This is a genomic window from Streptomyces sp. NPDC057010 (assembly GCF_042673805.1).
Lineage (GTDB): Bacteria > Actinomycetota > Actinomycetes > Streptomycetales > Streptomycetaceae > Streptomyces.
On the sequence record NZ_JBHUSC010000007.1, the window covers coordinates 108,090 to 123,786 of the forward strand.

At 70.3% G+C, this 15,697-nt stretch carries 14 protein-coding genes and 1 pseudogene; 13 read left to right on the forward strand and 2 right to left on the reverse strand.

The window, feature by feature from the left end:
* Nucleotides 1-24 precede the first annotated feature (24 nt).
* The 4 genes from ACFTXQ_RS10580 (at nt 25) to ACFTXQ_RS10595 (ending at nt 2,016) form a co-directional block, all read left to right on the forward strand.
* On the forward strand, nt 25-435 hold the full coding sequence (locus ACFTXQ_RS10580; protein ID WP_382638172.1) for a VOC family protein: 411 nt from the start codon (nt 25-27) through the stop codon (nt 433-435).
* Between the two features lie 33 nt (nt 436-468).
* Nucleotides 469-987 carry a helix-turn-helix transcriptional regulator gene (locus ACFTXQ_RS10585; RefSeq protein WP_382638174.1) on the forward strand — a complete coding sequence of 173 codons (519 nt, stop codon included), beginning with the start codon at nt 469-471 and terminating at the stop codon, nt 985-987.
* A gap of 74 nt (nt 988-1,061) precedes the next feature.
* Nucleotides 1,062-1,496 (forward strand): YdeI/OmpD-associated family protein, encoded by a 435-nt coding sequence (locus tag ACFTXQ_RS10590; protein WP_382638177.1) that lies wholly within the window; start codon nt 1,062-1,064, stop codon nt 1,494-1,496.
* 97 nt (nt 1,497-1,593) lie between these two features.
* Nucleotides 1,594-2,016, forward strand: coding sequence for a DoxX family protein (locus ACFTXQ_RS10595; protein ID WP_382638180.1), 423 nt, complete (start codon nt 1,594-1,596; stop codon nt 2,014-2,016).
* 40 nt (nt 2,017-2,056) lie between these two features.
* Here ACFTXQ_RS10595 and ACFTXQ_RS10600 read toward each other — a convergent pair whose 3' ends face one another.
* A complete protein-coding gene (locus ACFTXQ_RS10600; protein ID WP_382638183.1) occupies nt 2,057-2,509 on the reverse strand; it encodes a MarR family winged helix-turn-helix transcriptional regulator in 453 nt (150 codons plus the stop codon).
* Between the two features lie 89 nt (nt 2,510-2,598).
* Between ACFTXQ_RS10600 and ACFTXQ_RS10605 the strand changes: the two genes are divergently transcribed.
* The 7 genes and pseudogenes from ACFTXQ_RS10605 to ACFTXQ_RS10635 all read left to right on the forward strand — a co-directional run bounded on the left by ACFTXQ_RS10605 (nt 2,599) and on the right by ACFTXQ_RS10635 (nt 13,590).
* Nucleotides 2,599-3,522 (forward strand): zinc-binding alcohol dehydrogenase family protein, encoded by a 924-nt coding sequence (locus ACFTXQ_RS10605; protein ID WP_382638186.1) that lies wholly within the window; start codon nt 2,599-2,601, stop codon nt 3,520-3,522.
* Between the two features lie 386 nt (nt 3,523-3,908).
* Complete coding sequence (locus tag ACFTXQ_RS10610; protein WP_382638188.1) at nt 3,909-4,313, forward strand: SseB family protein; 405 nt, start codon at nt 3,909-3,911, stop codon at nt 4,311-4,313.
* Nucleotides 4,313-4,876: a hypothetical protein gene (locus tag ACFTXQ_RS10615; protein ID WP_382638191.1), complete on the forward strand. Its 564-nt coding sequence runs from the start codon at nt 4,313-4,315 to the stop codon at nt 4,874-4,876. Before ACFTXQ_RS10610 ends, ACFTXQ_RS10615 begins: the two co-directional genes overlap by 1 nt.
* Nucleotides 4,876-9,169: pseudogene (locus ACFTXQ_RS10620) on the forward strand (putative T7SS-secreted protein); the annotation flags it as partial. The gene ACFTXQ_RS10615 and the pseudogene ACFTXQ_RS10620, both read left to right, overlap by 1 nt.
* Before the next feature lie 440 nt (nt 9,170-9,609).
* Entirely contained in the window at nt 9,610-10,362 is a 753-nt protein-coding gene (locus ACFTXQ_RS10625; RefSeq protein ID WP_382638415.1) for a hypothetical protein, read from the forward strand.
* A 1,405-nt stretch (nt 10,363-11,767) separates the two neighbouring features.
* Nucleotides 11,768-12,307 carry an ArsR/SmtB family transcription factor gene (locus ACFTXQ_RS10630; protein ID WP_382638194.1) on the forward strand — a complete coding sequence of 180 codons (540 nt, stop codon included), beginning with the start codon at nt 11,768-11,770 and terminating at the stop codon, nt 12,305-12,307.
* Nucleotides 12,304-13,590: an MFS transporter gene (locus ACFTXQ_RS10635; protein WP_382638197.1), complete on the forward strand. Its 1,287-nt coding sequence runs from the start codon at nt 12,304-12,306 to the stop codon at nt 13,588-13,590. Before ACFTXQ_RS10630 ends, ACFTXQ_RS10635 begins: the two co-directional genes overlap by 4 nt.
* Before the next feature lie 12 nt (nt 13,591-13,602).
* On the opposite strand, the gene ACFTXQ_RS10640 is transcribed toward ACFTXQ_RS10635, so the two are convergent.
* Nucleotides 13,603-14,403: a VOC family protein gene (locus ACFTXQ_RS10640; RefSeq protein WP_382638200.1), complete on the reverse strand. Its 801-nt coding sequence runs from the start codon at nt 14,401-14,403 to the stop codon at nt 13,603-13,605.
* Nucleotides 14,404-14,566: 163 nt separating this feature from the next.
* Between ACFTXQ_RS10640 and ACFTXQ_RS10645 the strand changes: the two genes are divergently transcribed.
* Together ACFTXQ_RS10645 and ACFTXQ_RS10650 are read left to right on the forward strand one after the other, a co-directional pair.
* Complete coding sequence (locus tag ACFTXQ_RS10645) at nt 14,567-15,109, forward strand: hypothetical protein (protein ID WP_382638202.1); 543 nt, start codon at nt 14,567-14,569, stop codon at nt 15,107-15,109.
* Between the two features lies 1 nt (nt 15,110).
* Nucleotides 15,111-15,647, forward strand: coding sequence for a hypothetical protein (locus ACFTXQ_RS10650; protein ID WP_382638205.1), 537 nt, complete (start codon nt 15,111-15,113; stop codon nt 15,645-15,647).
* The last annotated feature ends 50 nt before the right edge of the window (nt 15,648-15,697 follow it).

A 15,697-nucleotide genomic window follows, 5' to 3' on the forward strand; every position in this document is an offset into this window, starting at 1 on the left:
CGGAGCCGCTCTAGCCTGCTCGCTATGGACATCACCATTCACACCACCTCGCTTCCGCACGACGACCCGGACGCGTCGCTCGCCTTCTACCGCGACGTCCTCGGCTTCGAGGTCCGCAGCGATGTCGGGCAGGGCAAGATGCGCTGGATCACGGTCGGCCCGGTCGGTCAGCCGGGCACGTCGATCCTCCTGGCGCCGCCCGCCGTCGATCCCGGGATCACCGAGGACGAGCGCCGCACGATCACCGAGATGATGGCCAAGGGCACCTACGGCTGGATCCTGCTGGCCACCCCGGACCTCGACGCCACGTTCGAGAAGGTGCAGGCCGGGGACACCGAGGTCGTCCAGGAGCCGACCGAGCAGCCGTACGGTGTCCGCGACTGCGCGTTCCGCGACCCCGCCGGCAACCTGGTCCGCATCCAGGAGGTGCGCTGAAGTGAAAGTGGAAGACGAAGGGGGAGGGTGCTCATGTGCAAGCCCGAATGGCGGCGTGCGCGCGTCCAGGCGCAGCGCCTGGCTGATTTCGCGCGGTTGCGTCGCGTCCGCGACCGGATCGACAGGGAACACGCGCAGCCGCTGAACGTGGAGGCGCTCGCCCGTGATGTGAACATGTCCGCCGGGCACCTGAGTCGGCAGTTCCGGGCTGCCTACGGTGAGTCGCCGTACGCGTACCTGATGACGCGCCGCATCGAGCGGGCGGCGGCGCTGCTGCCGCGGGGCGACCTCAGCGTCACCGAGGTCTGCTTCGCGGTCGGCTGCGCGTCGCTGGGGACGTTCACCACCCGCTTCACCGAGCTGGTCGGCATGTCGCCCGGGGTCTTCCGGCGCCAGGCGGCGGCCGGCCATGCCGGTGCTCCGGGTACTGCCCGTGCCCGTGGTGCGGCGTCGGCGATCAAGGTGGAGGGGATGCCGGCGTGCGTGGCGAAGCAGGTCTCAGGGCCGGTCAGGAATCGAGAAGCACCGGCGGCCGCGCAGCTCCTAGCGTGATGGTCATGGGAACCACCGCTTCCACCGGGCGGCCGGATTCCGCGGTGAGCCGGCAGAACCAGAGGAGACGGATCATGAAGTTTCGGGCCCACGTCGAGCCACCCGAGCCCATGCGGGGCCTGGAGGTTCCGCCCGATGTGGTGGCAGCGCTCGGCGGGGGTGCGCGGCCGCCGGTGACGATCACGGTCAACGGACATTCCTGGAAGAGCCGCGTCGCCATCATGCGAGGCCGTCACCTGCTCGGCCTCAGCAACGCCAACCGGCAGGCCGCGGGCGTCGCGATCGGCGAGGAGGTCGAGGTCGAGCTGGAGCTCGACACCGAGCCGCGCGTCGTCGTCGAGCCCCCGGACTTCGCCCGGGCCCTGGACGAGGACCCGGTCGCGCGCGCCGCGTACGACAACCTCGCCCATAGCCGCAAGCGCGAGCATGTGCGCGCCGTCGAGAGTGCGAAGAAGCCCGAGACTCGACTGCGGCGCATCGAGAAGGCCATCGCCACTCTGCGCGGCTGACATCCGAAAGCAAAGACTCCGCCGGCACTGCAATCGCCGTGCGGAGGCCTGACCCTGCCCAATTCCTTCTGAAGGGACAAGTGTGTCGAAGCGACTCATGACCGGTCTGTACTGGTTCCTGGCCTTTGAGTTCGCGCTGGGCGCGGTGACCAAGTACTGGCCGGGCGACACGGTGTTCAGCTCGGCGTACTCCGTGAAGTTCGTCGATTGGGGTTACCCGTCATGGATGCGCTTCGTGGTGGGTGCCCTGGAAGGTGCGGCCGCCGTCCTGCTGGTGATCCCGAACAAGCGGACGCGCTTCCTGGGTGCCGCGACGCTGATGTTCGTGCTCACCGGCGCGGTCACCACCCACATCGTCAATCACGATCCGGCGGGGGAGAGTTGGGCCGCGCCGGCCCACCTCCTCGTCATGGGCGTCCTCGCCCTGGCCAATTGGCCTGCCGACTGGCGAGACCTCCTGCGGGCTCCTGCCGCGCGGACAGCCGCCCGAACACCGCGTCCGTCCGTCGAATCGCAATGACAAGGGTGCAGCCCCGGTGACCGCGTCGGGGCGGGTCGGCTCAGGCCGGGATCTCCGCCGCTTCGTGGAGTCGGGTCAGCAGTGCCATCAGCTGCGCTTGCTCATCCGGGGTGAGTGGCGCCAGCAGTTCGGCGTTGGCGGCTTCGGCCAGTGCTCCGCAGCGGGCGAGGACGGCCTTGCCCTCCGGGGTGACGGTGACGGCGTTCTTGCGGCGGTCGGAGGGGTGGGGGGTGCGCAGGACGAGGCCCTCCTGCTGGAGGTGGTTGAGGATGCCGACCATGTCCTTGGGGTCGACGGCCAGCCGGCGCCCCAGGTCGGCCTGGGTGACGGGCCCGTACTCGGCCGCCGCGGCCAGTACCGCGTGGTGCATGAGCTTCAACCCCTCCGCGGCGATCGCGTCGGCGACCATGCCCCGGCCGCGCGCCGCAACACGGCCGACGAGCCACGTCGGCAGGGACTGGATGCGCTGGAGGTCCGAGGGGTCCGAGGTCATGTGCTCAGCCTATCCAAAAGTCATTGGACTTCCCAACGGTATCCGTCCTATCGTTGGGGCATCCAATGAGTTCGGATCGGGGAGGTCCTGTGCTGCGCATTCGCCATGAGGTCAACGGTGGACCCGAAGTGCTGTTCGCCGAGGAGGCCGACCGGCCGGAGGCGGGGGCCGGGGAGGTGTTGATCCGGGTCGAGGCGGTCGGGGTGACCCTGCCCACCGTGCGCAAGGTGCGGGAGGGCAGCGAGCCGGTGCCGTTCGGCGGCGAGGTCGCCGGGGAGATCGTCGCCCTGGGTGCGGGAGTCACCGCCTTCGGCGTCGGAGACCGCGTCACCGGGCTGTGCTTCGCCCACGCCTACGCCGAGTTCGCGGTCCTGAACGCCGCCATGACGTCCCCGATCCCGGATGGCGCGAGCGCCGTGGAGGCGGTCGCGCTGGTCCGCAGCGGGCTGGTGGCGCGCGGCGCGTATGAGGCTGCGCGAATGGAGCCCGGCGAGTCGGTCCTGGTCACGGCGGCGGCCAGCGCAGTGGGCACGCTCGCCCTCCAGTACGCCAAGGCCGGTGGGGCGGCACGCGTCGTCGCCGCCGTCAGCCGCGCCGACAAGGCCGACTTCGTCCGAGGGCTGGGTGCCGACGAGGTCGTCCTCTACGAGGACGCCGACTGGGGAGCCCCGTACGACGTGATCCTCGACGGCGTCGGCGGCGACCTCCTCGGCCCCGCCGTACGGGCCCTGGCGACGGGCGGCCGACTGGTGGCCTTCAGCTCCGGCGGCGGCACGGTGGAGGCGTACGAACTCCTGGTCCGCGGCGCCTCGATGATCGGCTTCCAGATGCGGGCCATCGCCGTCGGCAAGCCCGAACTCTACGCCCGCTGGCTGCGCGAGCTCTGGCAGCTGCGCGGCGCGGGCACCCTGCGCACCGCCGTACACGCGGAGATCCCCCTCGCCGACGCCGCCCGCGCCCACGCCCTCATCGAGCAGCGCCGTAACCTCGGCAAGATCGTCCTCGTCCCTTAGGAGCCATCCGGCCGATCACCTCCGCAAGGGCGGTACGGTCCCGGTCTGCTTCCTCGGACCGATGGCGGTCCAGCAGCGGGCGATGCTGAGATTAACCCTGACCCCCTACGGTCATTTCAGCTGCGGCGCGCGGTGACTTGCAGGCGACGAGCACGCAGATGCGGCCGGATGCTTAGAAGGCCGCGGTCCTCCTTGCTTGCAGGTTGGGCAGGCGCGGTCGAAGTCGATGGCCAGCCCCGTCTCTGCGCATGGGGTATCGGGACAGTCTCGCGGCGCCCGTACCAGGCCCACCGCGACGCCGCCCGCATTGGAAACGAGGACCGTTGGACCGGCGCGTGCCCGCGGGCGCCGGGTGTGTGTGACGCCTCGCTGCGGTAGGTCATTTAGTGATCAAGATCGCCGATTGCCGGGAAGGCCAGGGGGATCCGGGGCGACTGGTGGGTGAGTTCCGTCGAGCTGTCCTGCTCGTTCCCGTCACCGACGCTGCCGGTGGTCTGATGTCGGCCGTGTCGGGCGGGATTCGTTGGTTCTACGCCTTCACCGACGAGGAGGCGTTGTTCCGGTTCGCCCAGGCCCGTGGGCAGGGCGGCCGGGAGTGGCCGTACCTGGCGGTCCTCGGCGCCCGCCTGGTCGATGTGGTCGTTCCGCAGGTCGACGGGCCGGCAGGGGTGGCGGTGAACGTGGCCGACGCCGACGGCTCGATGCTCTTCCCGCCGGTCGCGGGGATCGTCCCCGAAGCCTGTGCAGTCGACGTCGTCGACGGCCGGGCCACCGACGGGGCGGCTGTCTGATGGCGGGCGAAGGGGACCTGGAGGTCTCGCCGGCCGCGGTCGCTTCGATCCAGATCGGCCTGCGGGCGGCGATAGCGGAGTTGCGGGAGTCCGGCGATGCGGCCGGCGCCTCGCAGGGTGCGGGCTTCGAGAACCTGTCGATGACGGGGATGGAGACAGGGCACACGGGACTGGCCACGGTCTTCGAGGACTTCTGCGAGCGCTGGGAGTGGGGCGTACGCGCCCTGATCCAGGACGCCTCCACCTTGGCGGGGAACCTGGGCATCGCCGCGGGGTTGATGTGGGAGGAGGACCAGTACATCCAGGGCACGTTCAAGGTGGCTGCGAACGCCGCGTACGGCAATCCGCACGCCACCGAGGACGAGATCGAGCAGAAGTCCTGGGGCGACATCTTCAGCGCGGACGTGTACAAGCCGGACTACAGCGCCGAGTTGTTCGAGAAGGGCGCGCAGGACATCAAACAGACCTGGTCGGACACCAAGGACACGGTGACCAACACCGGCAAGATCGGTTCGCTGAAGGACCTGCTGGACCAGGCGAAGGGCGACGGGGGCGGTAACTGATGGGCTGGCGCGACTACATACCCGACTCGGTCGAAGACGTTGCCGAGGACGCCGTCGAGGGGGTCGGCGACGCCATCGAGTGGGCCGGTAACAAGACGGCCGACCTGGCGAAGGAAGTCGGCCTCGACGATGCGGGCGACTGGATCCGGGAGAAGAGCCGCTCGGCCGCCAACCGGCTCGGCGCGGATGTGGAGGAACTCGAACTCGGCCAGACCGAGGACCCGAAGAAGCTCGTCTACGGCAGCCCTTCGAAGATCCGTGAGCAGGTCGCCCACCTGAACGACGTCAGGAAGGCCTTCGAATCCGTCGGCAACGGCCTGAAGAGTCTCACCCGGCCCGACGGGCTCAAAGGCGACACCGCCGACGCGGTCCGTGATTCCGTCGCGAAGGAGCCGCCGCGCTGGTTCAAGGCCGCCGACGCGTTCCGCAAGGCGGCACGCCATGGGCCGTTTTGCCGAGACCGTCGAATGGGCCCAGGGCAAGGCCAAGGAGGCCCTCGACGACTACAACAAGGCCAAGAAGGCCTCCGAGGACGCCCGCACGGCCCACAACAAGCTGGTCAAGGAATACAACGACGCGTACGAGGCGAAAAAGGAGACCCTGCCGCCCCGCCCGGGAGACGACTACCCCGACCCGGGCAAGGCGATGGCCACAGCCGCGCAGGACAAGCTCGACAACGCCCGCAAGCAGCGCAACGAGGTCGCCGAGGCCACCACCACGGCCGTCCGCGAGGCCCTTGCCGCCGCCCCACCCAAGCCCTCCTACACCGAGCAGCTCAACGACGGACGGATCTACTTCGAACTCGCCGGAACCCACCTCCTGGGCGGTGTCGTCAAGGGCACGGCCGGCGTCGTCAACTTTGCGAGCGCCCTGAATCCGTTCGGCCTGTACAACATGACGCACCCCGCCGAGTACGCGACGAACCTGAACTCGACAGCCGCGGGTCTGCTTACCATGGCCAACGACCCCTGGGGCGCGGGCAAGCAGATGCTCAGCGAGTTCATGAAGGACCCCTCCGAAGGCATCGGCAAGCTGATCCCCGAACTCATCGGCTCCAAGGGCGCCGGCGCCTTCAAGAAGGTCAGCTCCGCTGCCAAGCACGTGGATGATGCCGCCGGTGCCGCACGAACACGCCAGCGGGTGGACGACGCCCCACACGGTACCCACAACACCCCTGACGGCGAGCGCAACAAGGCCGGCGACCCGGTGGACCTCGCGACGGGCCGCATGTTCCTGCCCCAGACCGACTTCGAGCTCCCCGGCATCCTGCCGCTGGTCTTCACCCGCCGCACCGAATCCGGCTGCCCTGTCGGGCGCTTCCTTGGGCCGGCCTGGACGTCCACGGTCGACGAGCGTCTGGAGATAGACGAAGCCGGCGTCATCCACGTGACCGCCGAAGGCCTGTTGATCGCGTACCCGCACCCGGCCCCCGGCGTGCCCACCCGGCCGGACAAGGGCAGAGCCCGCACCTTGCTGGCCCGCGGCGCCGACGGCGACTACACGGTCACCGAGCCCGATAGCGGCCTGATCTTCCACTTCACCGGCCCCTCCGGCAGCGAACCGGGATGTGACGGCGAAGCCTGGCTGTCCGCCATCACCGAACGCAACGGCCACGCCATCACCATCGACCGCGACGAGGACGGCCTGCCGCTGGCCCTGGTGCACTCGGCGGGCCAGCGGGTGAACGTCACCGTCGTGGACGGCCTGGTCGCCGGGCTGTCCCTGGCCGGCGCGGGCGAGGGCGGCCAGGACCTGCCCCTGATGGGCTACGGCTACGAGGACGGCAACCTCACGGCGGTCACCAAGCCGTCGGGCGCCACCACCCGCTTCGTCTACGATGACCGCCGCCGTGTCATCGCCTGGATCGACTCCAACGGAAGCCGCTACGACTACGTCTACGACGACCGTGACCGCGTCGTGGCGGAGGGCGGCGAGGCGGGCCACATCCAGATCACCCTGTCGTACACCGAGCCGGACCCGCGGACGGGCCACCACACCACCACTCTGACCACCCCCGACGGGCACGCGACCCACCACCTGTTCGGACCTGGCTGCAGGCTTCTGGCGATCACCGACCCGCTCGGCCACACCACCCGCTTCACCTACGACCCGCGCGGCAACCTGCTCTCGCGTACCGACCCCCTGGGCCTTATGACCGTCTTCTCGTACGACGAGGAGGGTCGCGTCGTACGCGCCGTCCGCCCCGACGGCAGCGAACTGCACACCGTACGCGGCCCGTTCGGGCTGCCCGTGGAGGTCTTCGCGCCCGACGGCGCACGCATGCTCCACGAGTACGACGAGCGCGGCAACCGTACGGCGGTCACCGACCCGGCTGGCGCCACCACCCGTTACACATACGACCACGCGGCCCGCCTCACCTCGCTCACCGACGCCGCCGGGGCCACGACCCACGTGGTGTGCGACGCGGCGGGGCTGCCCGTGGCGGTGACCGATCCGTCCGGCGCCGTGACCCGCACGGAGCGGGACGCCCTCGGCAGGCCGGTCCGCATCACCGATCCGGCGGGCGGCGTCACCCGCCTGGAATGGGACGCCGACGGGCAGCTCGCCCGCCGTACCGACCCCGACGGAGCCATGGAGTCGTGGACGTACGACGGCGAGGGCAACCTGCTCTCCCGTACCGATGCGGCCGGTGGGGTCACCCGCTTCGAGTACACCCACTGCGACCTGCCGGTCTCCCGCACCGGACCTGATGGCGCACGCTACGAATTCGAGCACGACTCTGCGCTGCGCCTCACCAGCGTCACCAATCCGCATGGACTGGCCTGGACGTACACGTACGACGCGGCCGACAACATCGTGTCCGAGACGGACTTCGACGGCCGCACCCTCACCTACCGGCTGGACGCCGCGGGCCGACTGGCCGCCCGCGTCGACGCGCTCGGCGGGACCATCGCGTTCGAACGCGACCAGCTCGGCCAGGCGGTCCGCAAGGACGTCGACGGGCGGGTGACGACCTACGCCTACGACAGGGCCGGACGCCTACTGGAGGCGGCCGGACCGGACGGGGAGCTGCGCTACCAGTACGACCGTCGCGGACGCACCAAGACCGAGCTGGTCGACGGCCGCCCCATCACCTACGCCTACGACGCCGTGGGCCGCCGCACGCGCCGCACCACACCCACCGGGCACGTCACGTCTTACGCCTACGGCGCCGACGGGCAGGCCCGGCGCCTCACCACCGGCGGGCAGCGCGTCGACTTCACCCACGACGCCGCCGGCCGCGAGCTGGCCCGCGTCTTCGGCGACGCGGTCGCTCTGACCTCGGCCTGGGACGAGGCCGGACGGCTCTCCGAGCAGAACATCACCGCCGCAGGGCGCGCCGTCAACAGCCGCGCCTACAGCTACCGCGCCGACGGTCATCTGACGTCCGTCGTGGACCGGCTGTCTGGCACCCGCACCTTCGACCTTGACCGGGCGGGCCGGGTGACCGCCGTCCACGCCGAGGGCTGGACGGAGCAGTACGCCTACGACGAAGCGGGCAACCAGACCTCGGCGTCCTGGCCCTCCGGCCACCCCGGCGGCGAGGCCACCGGGCCGCGCGCGTACACCGGCACCAGCCTCACCCGCGCCGGAGGCGTCCGCTTCGAGTACGACGCTCTCGGCCGCGTCACCCTGCGCCAGAAGACCCGCCTCTCCCGCAAGCCGGACACCTGGCGCTATACGTAAGACACAGAGAATCGCCTCACCCATGTGACCACGCCCGACGGAACCCGCTGGAGGTACCGCTACGACCCGCTGGGCCGCCGCGTCGCCAAGCAGCGGCTGGCGGCCGGCAGCGAGAGCGTGGTCGAGGAGATCCGGTTCACCTGGGACGGTCTGACCCTGTGCGAACAGACCAGCCATCAGCCGGACCAGCCCCACACGGTCGCCCTCACCTGGGACTACCGCGGCGACGTCCCCCTGGCCCAGACCGAGCGCATCCTCACGGCCGACGAACGCCAGGATGAGATCGACCGCCGGTTCTTCGCCATCGCCACGGACCTCATAGGCACTCCCACCGAGCTGATCGACGAATCCGGCGACATCGCCTGGCGCTCCCGGGCCACCCTGTGGGGCACGACCGCCTGGGCCCGCGACAGCACCACCTACACCCCGCTCCGCTTTCCGGGCCAGTACTACGACCCCGAAACCGGCCTCCACTACAACCTCTTCCGCCACTACGACCCGGAAAGCTACACCTCCCCGGACCCCCTCGGCCTGGCCCCCGCCTCGAACCCTGTCGCGTACGTGTCCAACCCGCACAGCGGGAGCGACCCGCTGGGCCTCATGCCCAAGTACACGAAGGAGGAGAAGGCCAGGCAGAAGGCGGACAAGATCGTGGACGACGTCATCCAGAAGGCGAAGAACGGCGAGATCAACAAGCATGCCACCTACCACGGGGACACCGGGCACGGCTTCAGCGACGAACGAGTCGTGGAGATCCTGAAGGACCCGGGACGCCGTTTACCAGTCGACGGGCCAGTCAAAGAATTTCATCTTCCGGAAGGACAATGACATTGCCGTGGTCTACGGTCCCGGTGCCAAGCAGGGGCAGGCCGTCACGGCGTACGGAGAGTCGGGTATCAAGGGCGACTCTGGTGCGAGGGCGCTCGGCGGCAGTCCGTCAGACCCCGGCAAACCGGTGACCCACGAGGACATCGTGGAGGGCAGGATTCCCGGCAAACAGGGGAATATGGCGCCAGGAGTGCAGATCAGATGAGGCAAAGGTGGACATGAGGCTTTCATTCGATGGTGAGTGGCAGGCAGTGGTGACGGACGATCCGCTGCCCCTCACCCCCCGCTTCACAGGCGACTCCGTGCGCGTCGTGCAGTACGCGGACGTGAAGGAGCGTGAGCAGTGGCTCCTGGACACGTTCGGCAGCCAGGACTGGCTGTGGGACACCCCTGACGTCTTCCGATTCGATCCGGCCCAGCGAAATCTGGTCGGGGCCGAGTTGCAGCTGCCAGGAGAGACTGCTTCCGCCGAGGACGCCGCCCGAGTCCCCGTGACGCCCGCGGTACGTCCGGGCGGACTCCGGGCTGACGAAGTCCGGGACTTCCGGCACGAGATCACCACCGTCCTGTGCCGCGCTCCCGGGGACACCGTGCTCACCTGCCTGCGTGACCTTGACGTCCTCGACGAGCCGCTGGATGCCCGCATCGGCATCGCCCCCGACCTGGCGCTTCTTGTCCAGCACGGCACTATCGTCGGATGGAGCCTCACCGACCCGGTCCGGTACCTGACGATCACGTTCGCCGACCCTGACCCCCACCCGCCGTCCCCGACGGTCCGTCGCCTGCTCACCGAATGCCTGGACCTGACCACCGAGCCCTTGCTCGAAGAGGTGGAGGACGGCGATCCGGTAGCTCTGGCCCGGCTCCAGTCCGCCGACGAGGCCCTGCGTGATCAGCGCGAGGACCGTCACCGCGTTGACGCTCTGCGCGAGTTGACCGCCAACATCGTTGATATCTATGGGAACTGGTGATCGACGTTATGCGGGCGGGATTCCCCGCAGCGCGGCCACCCGGCTCCAGGTCTACAGGATGGATGAGCCATCAGTCACCGCAGTACTCACCGTCGATGGCAGCTGGACCGTGACGTCGGACGAACCCCTGTCCAATCGCACCCGGCTTCGTGTTTCCGCGACTTCCGTGTGTGCATCGCGCCGTACGCGGGCGTGAAGGGGCGCGAGTGGTTCCAGCTCGACACCTTCGGCAGTCAGGACTGGTTGTGGGAGACGCCCGTCGAGTTCCGCTTCGATCCGGCGAGCCGTGGCCATGGAGCTGTGCCGTGCTCCGGGGGCACCGTGGTGACCTGCCTGCGCATCGTCGGTATCGTCGTGGGCTGGAGCCTCACGGGTCCTGTGCGCTAACTGACCAGCGGCTTCGCTACTCTTGACCCGGCTCCGCCCGCCCCGGGCACTCGTCTCCTGTTTACCCGTGCCTGGACCTGGTCACCTCGTTGTGGCTCGAGGTGGTGAGAGACCGGAACGCGGTAGCCGTGACCGAACATCGGGCCGACGCCCTGCTCGGCCTCTTCGCGGAACTCGTCGAAGACTACGGGTGAGCATGAACCTGGCATTCGACGGCGGTTGGCGCGCAACCGTGACGGACGAACCGCTGCTCATCACCCCCCGCGTCACGGGTGACTCGCTGTGCCTCGTGCCAGTACGCGGACCGGAAGGAGCGGGAGCGGTTCGTCCTGGATACCTTCGGCAGTCAGGAGTTCTTGTGGGACTTCCCTGACGTCTTCCGGTTTCGACAAGAACAGCCGGCGGCTGGTGGGGGCTGAATTCCAGGTGCCGTGCACGTCCTGCATGCGCGCGAGCACCGCCCGCGTTTCCACTTGCCTGCGCTCCGTCCCGGCGGGCTCCGCGCGGGCGAGGTCCAGGACTTCCGGCACGAGATGTGCCTGGTTCTGTGTCGTGTTCCCGGGGGCACGTGCTGACCTGTCTGCGTGACCTCGACGTCCTGGACGAGCCGATGGGAGCGAGCATCGGGATCGCCCCCGACGTGGCGCTCCCGGTCCAGCACGGCGCCGTCGTCGGCTGGAGCCTGACGGGTCCGGCGCAGTACCTGACCACCCGCTACACCGGCCCGGACCCCGGCCCGCCGCCACCTGCCACCCCGCTGGCTGCTCACCGAATGCCTGGACCGCGTCACCGATCCGCTGATCTACGCCGTGGAGGACCAGGGTCCGGCGGCCCTGGCCCGGCTGCGGGCCGTCGACGCGGCCCTGCGCGATCAGCGCGAGTACCGGCACCGGGCCGGTGCCCTCGCCGCGCTGATCGCCAACCTCGTGGACACCGGAAGACCCCGCCAAGCACGGCTGCACGGAAGTCCGGCGGGAAAGGCCTTGCGCAATGGTCAAGAAGTGTTGACCATTGAGGCATGTCGACCGATGATCTTCCCGAGGCACTCCACGTCACCACCGACGAGCAGCTACGCGCCGTTTCCAACCTCACGCGTCACCGGATCATGGCCGTGCTCCGCTTCGAGCCCGCGACGATCACGCAGATCGCCGAGCGAGTGGGCCTCGCGAAGGGGAGTTCCAGCTACCACGTACGGACGCTCGAACGGGCCGGCCTGGTGAAGGTGGTGCGCACGCGGAAGGTCCGGGGGGTCACCGAGCGGTACTACGCCATGGCCGCGCGGTCGATCGTGCTGCCGGATCCGGGCGAGGGAGGCCCGGACGTGCTCATGCGGCATGCGGTGGCGGACCTGGAGGCAGCGCCGGTGGACGGCGAGCGGCACGTGCGCATGGCGCATCTGCGACTCACCGAGGAGCAGTTCGCGGAGCTGGGCGCGCGGCTTGAGGCACTGGCGGACGAGTACCGGGAGCTGTCCGATCCGTCGCTGCCGGACGCGTCGCTCGTCTTCGCGCTGTTCCACCCGGCATCGGGCAAGCAGACAGAAGGGGAAGCCAAGTGAGCTCAGGCGTCCGGAAGTTGCCGGCCGGGTTCGGGCGGCTGTGGACCGCGCAGACGGTGTCCTCGCTCGGTGACGGGGTGACGCATGCCGCGCTGCCGCTGATCGCGTTGACGTTGACGCGGGATCCGATGGCGCTCGCCGTCGTCACGGCCGCCGGAACCCTGCCGTGGCTGCTCTTCGGGGTGCTCGGCGGTGCGCTGGTGGACCGCTGGGACCGCCGGCGCACGATGTGGGTCACGGACGCGGCGCGTGCGGTGCTGCTCGCGATACCGGCGGCAGCGGCCGCACTCGACGTGCTGAGCATTCCCCTGCTCGCGGCCGTCGCCTTCCTCCTCGGCCTCGGCGGACTCTTCTTCGACACGGCCGCCACCGCCTACCTGCCGGACCTGCTCGGCCGCGACCCCGCGCTCCTGGAGCGCGCCAACTCCCGCCTGCGCGGCACCCAGACGGCCGCGTCCGGCTTCGCCGGGCCGCCCGCGGGCAGTGCGCTGCTCGCGCTCGGGCGGATGGTCCCGCTGCTCGCCGACGCGGTCTCGTTCGCGCTCTCCGCCCTGCTCGTACGGTCGCTGCCCGTCGCACCCCGGCCCGTACCGCAGGCCCGTGAGTCGCTGCTGCGGCAGGCGCGGGCCGGCGCCTCGTACGTGTTCCGGGATCAGCTACTGCTCGGGCTCGCGCTGCGTCCGGCGGTCGGGAACATCGCCTTCCTCGCCGTGGAGACCGTACTGGCCCTCTTCGCGCACGACCGTCTCGGCATCGACACCTTCGGCTTCGGCCTGCTCCTCACGGCGGAGGCCACCGGCGGTCTGCTCGGCGCGGGCATCGCCTCCTTCCTCGGCCGGCGACTCGGCACCGGTACCGCGCTGACCTGCACGGCCGCAGTCGAGGGACTCGCCATCCTGGGCCTCGCCGCCGCCCCGAACCCGTACGTCGCCGGCCTCGCGCTCGCCGTCTGCGGCGCGGGCATGGGCGCCACGATGGTGCTCGGCCCCTCCCTGCGACAGGCGATCGTCCCCGCGCACCTCATGGGCCGGGTGGCCTCCACCTCCCGCATGCTCGCCATGTGCGCCGCCCCGTTCGGCGCCTTCCTCGGCGGCTGGCTGGCCACCACCCAGGGCGTACGCACCCCGCTCTACGCCGCCGCCGGCCTCCTCCTCACCATGACCGTCGTCACGGCGACCATGACCGGCAACCGCCGGGTCGAGGCGGCGCTGCGTGCCGCCGCCCCCGCCGATGCTGCAGATCACCCGGATCCCCGGGACCCCGCCCGGGAACGTGCCGTTTAGCGGCAGGGGGCGCTACGGCTGCGCGCTCGGGGTCAGCACCACGAAGTCGGCGTTCGACGGGTCGAGGCAGACGGCCAGCCGGCCGACCCCCTCGGCGTCCGCCGGCCCCATCTGCACGCTGCCGCCGTTCTCGGTGACCTTGGCGACCGCGGCATCGCAGTCGGTCACGTTGAAGACCGGGTGCCAGTAGGGCCGGCCGTTCGCGAGGGCGAGGTCCTCCCCGGGAACCTCCATCAGACCGCCGTGCATCCGCGCTTCGGGGAGTCCGGCCGGGGTGATCAGGGAGTACGTGCCCCCGCCGCCCGGCAGCTCCATGTCGCTGAACCGCCAGCCGAGGACACCCCCGTAGAACTCCTTGGCGGCTGCCGCGTCGCTCGTGTACAGCTCCGTCCAGGACAGCGAGCCCGGCTCGTCCACCAGCTCGACGCCCTTGTTCGTCCCCGGCTGCCAGACGGCGAACTGGCCCCCCAGCGGGTCGCTGTACTGCGCCATCCAGCCCCACCCGTCGAGATCCCTCGGCGCCACCCGCACCGTCCCGCCGGCCTTCTCGACGGCCCGGGTGGTGGCCGCCGCGTCCGCGACGCTGTAGTAGATCATCCAGGCCGGGCGCGCGCCCTCCTCGGTGAGCTTGCCGAGTCCGGCGACGACCTTCCCGTCCTTCCGGAACATGCCGCCTTCCATGTCCTCGGCCTCGCCCATGGACTCGTACTCCCACCCGAACACGGCCCCGTAGAAAGCGGCGGCGGCGGGGACGTCCGGGGCGCCGAGGTCGAGCCAGCAGGGGGAGCCGGGGACGAAGTCAGTGGTGATCATGGTGATTGCCCCTTCGTGGATCGGTTACGACCTCAGCGTGGCACCGGGCGCCCGGGCCCGCCCGTCGATCGACGGCCCCCGCTCCTGGTTTGTCCGCCGGGAGGGCGGGCTGTCGCGCCCATACAGGGCAAGGCCGCAAAGGCCCCAGGACGGAGGCCCCACCATGTCGACAAGCACACTCATAGCGGTCGTGGCGGCCGCGGTGGTCGTGGTGATCGCTCTCACCATGCTCCTGTTGCTCCTCGCGCGGCGGCGGCACCTCCGCAGGCAATTCGGCCCGGAGTACGAGCGCACGGTCGCGGAGAAGGGCGGCGCGCTCGCCGCCGAGCGGGAACTGCGCGACCGCGAGCAGCGGCACGACCGGCTCGACATCCAGGAACTCCCCACCGAGCGGAGGCGCGAGTACACGCAGGAGTGGAGCAGTGTCCAGGAGCACTTCGTGGACCGCCCGGCCGGCTCCGTGGACGAGGCCGACGACCTGGTGACGCGGCTGATGAGGGAGCGCGGCTACCCGACCGAGGGGTACCGGGGAGCCGTCCGTGACCTGTCGGTCGAACACGGCCGGACGCTGGAGCACTACCGGGCCGCCCACGACGTCAGGATGCGCAGCGAGGAGGGACGGGCGACGACGGAAGAACTCCGCGGGGCGATGGTGCACTACCGCGCCCTGTTCGAGGAACTGCTCACTGATCAGAGGAGCCGGTGACATGCGGACCCACGACGACGACACAGAGGGGACGGGACCCGCCCTGACCACGGAAGACCTCGCGCACCCGGATCGGGCGGGCGACGGGGAGACGGCGCGGGAGACGGCAGGGGAGACGGCAGGGGAGAGGGAAGAGGGAACGGAGGCGAACGTACCGGTCTACCCCGGTGAGGCGACCGGCGCCGCCATGCCCGGCGACGAGGACGCCACCGGCAACGGCGAGGAGTCCGAGGCCCGCGCCCCGGTCCAGCAGGACGAGGGGGGCGAGGAGCAGCCACTGCTCGCCACCGGGGAGGCGGAGCGCTACCGCACCGCCTGGAGCGAGATCCAGGTCCGCTTCGTCGACGACCCCCGGGAAGCGGTCACGTCGGCGGACGCCCTGGTGGCCGAGGTCATGCAGAACCTCGCCGGGACCTTCGCATCGCACAAGCAGGAACTGGAGGGCCAGTGGCAGAGCGGTGAGCACGTGGCGACGGAGGACCTGCGGCTGGCCCTCCAGCACTACCGCTCGTTCTTCAACCGCCTGCTGAAGACCTGAACCGAAGCCCCGGGACCTCCCAGCCGCCATCCACCCTCACGGAGGCAGCG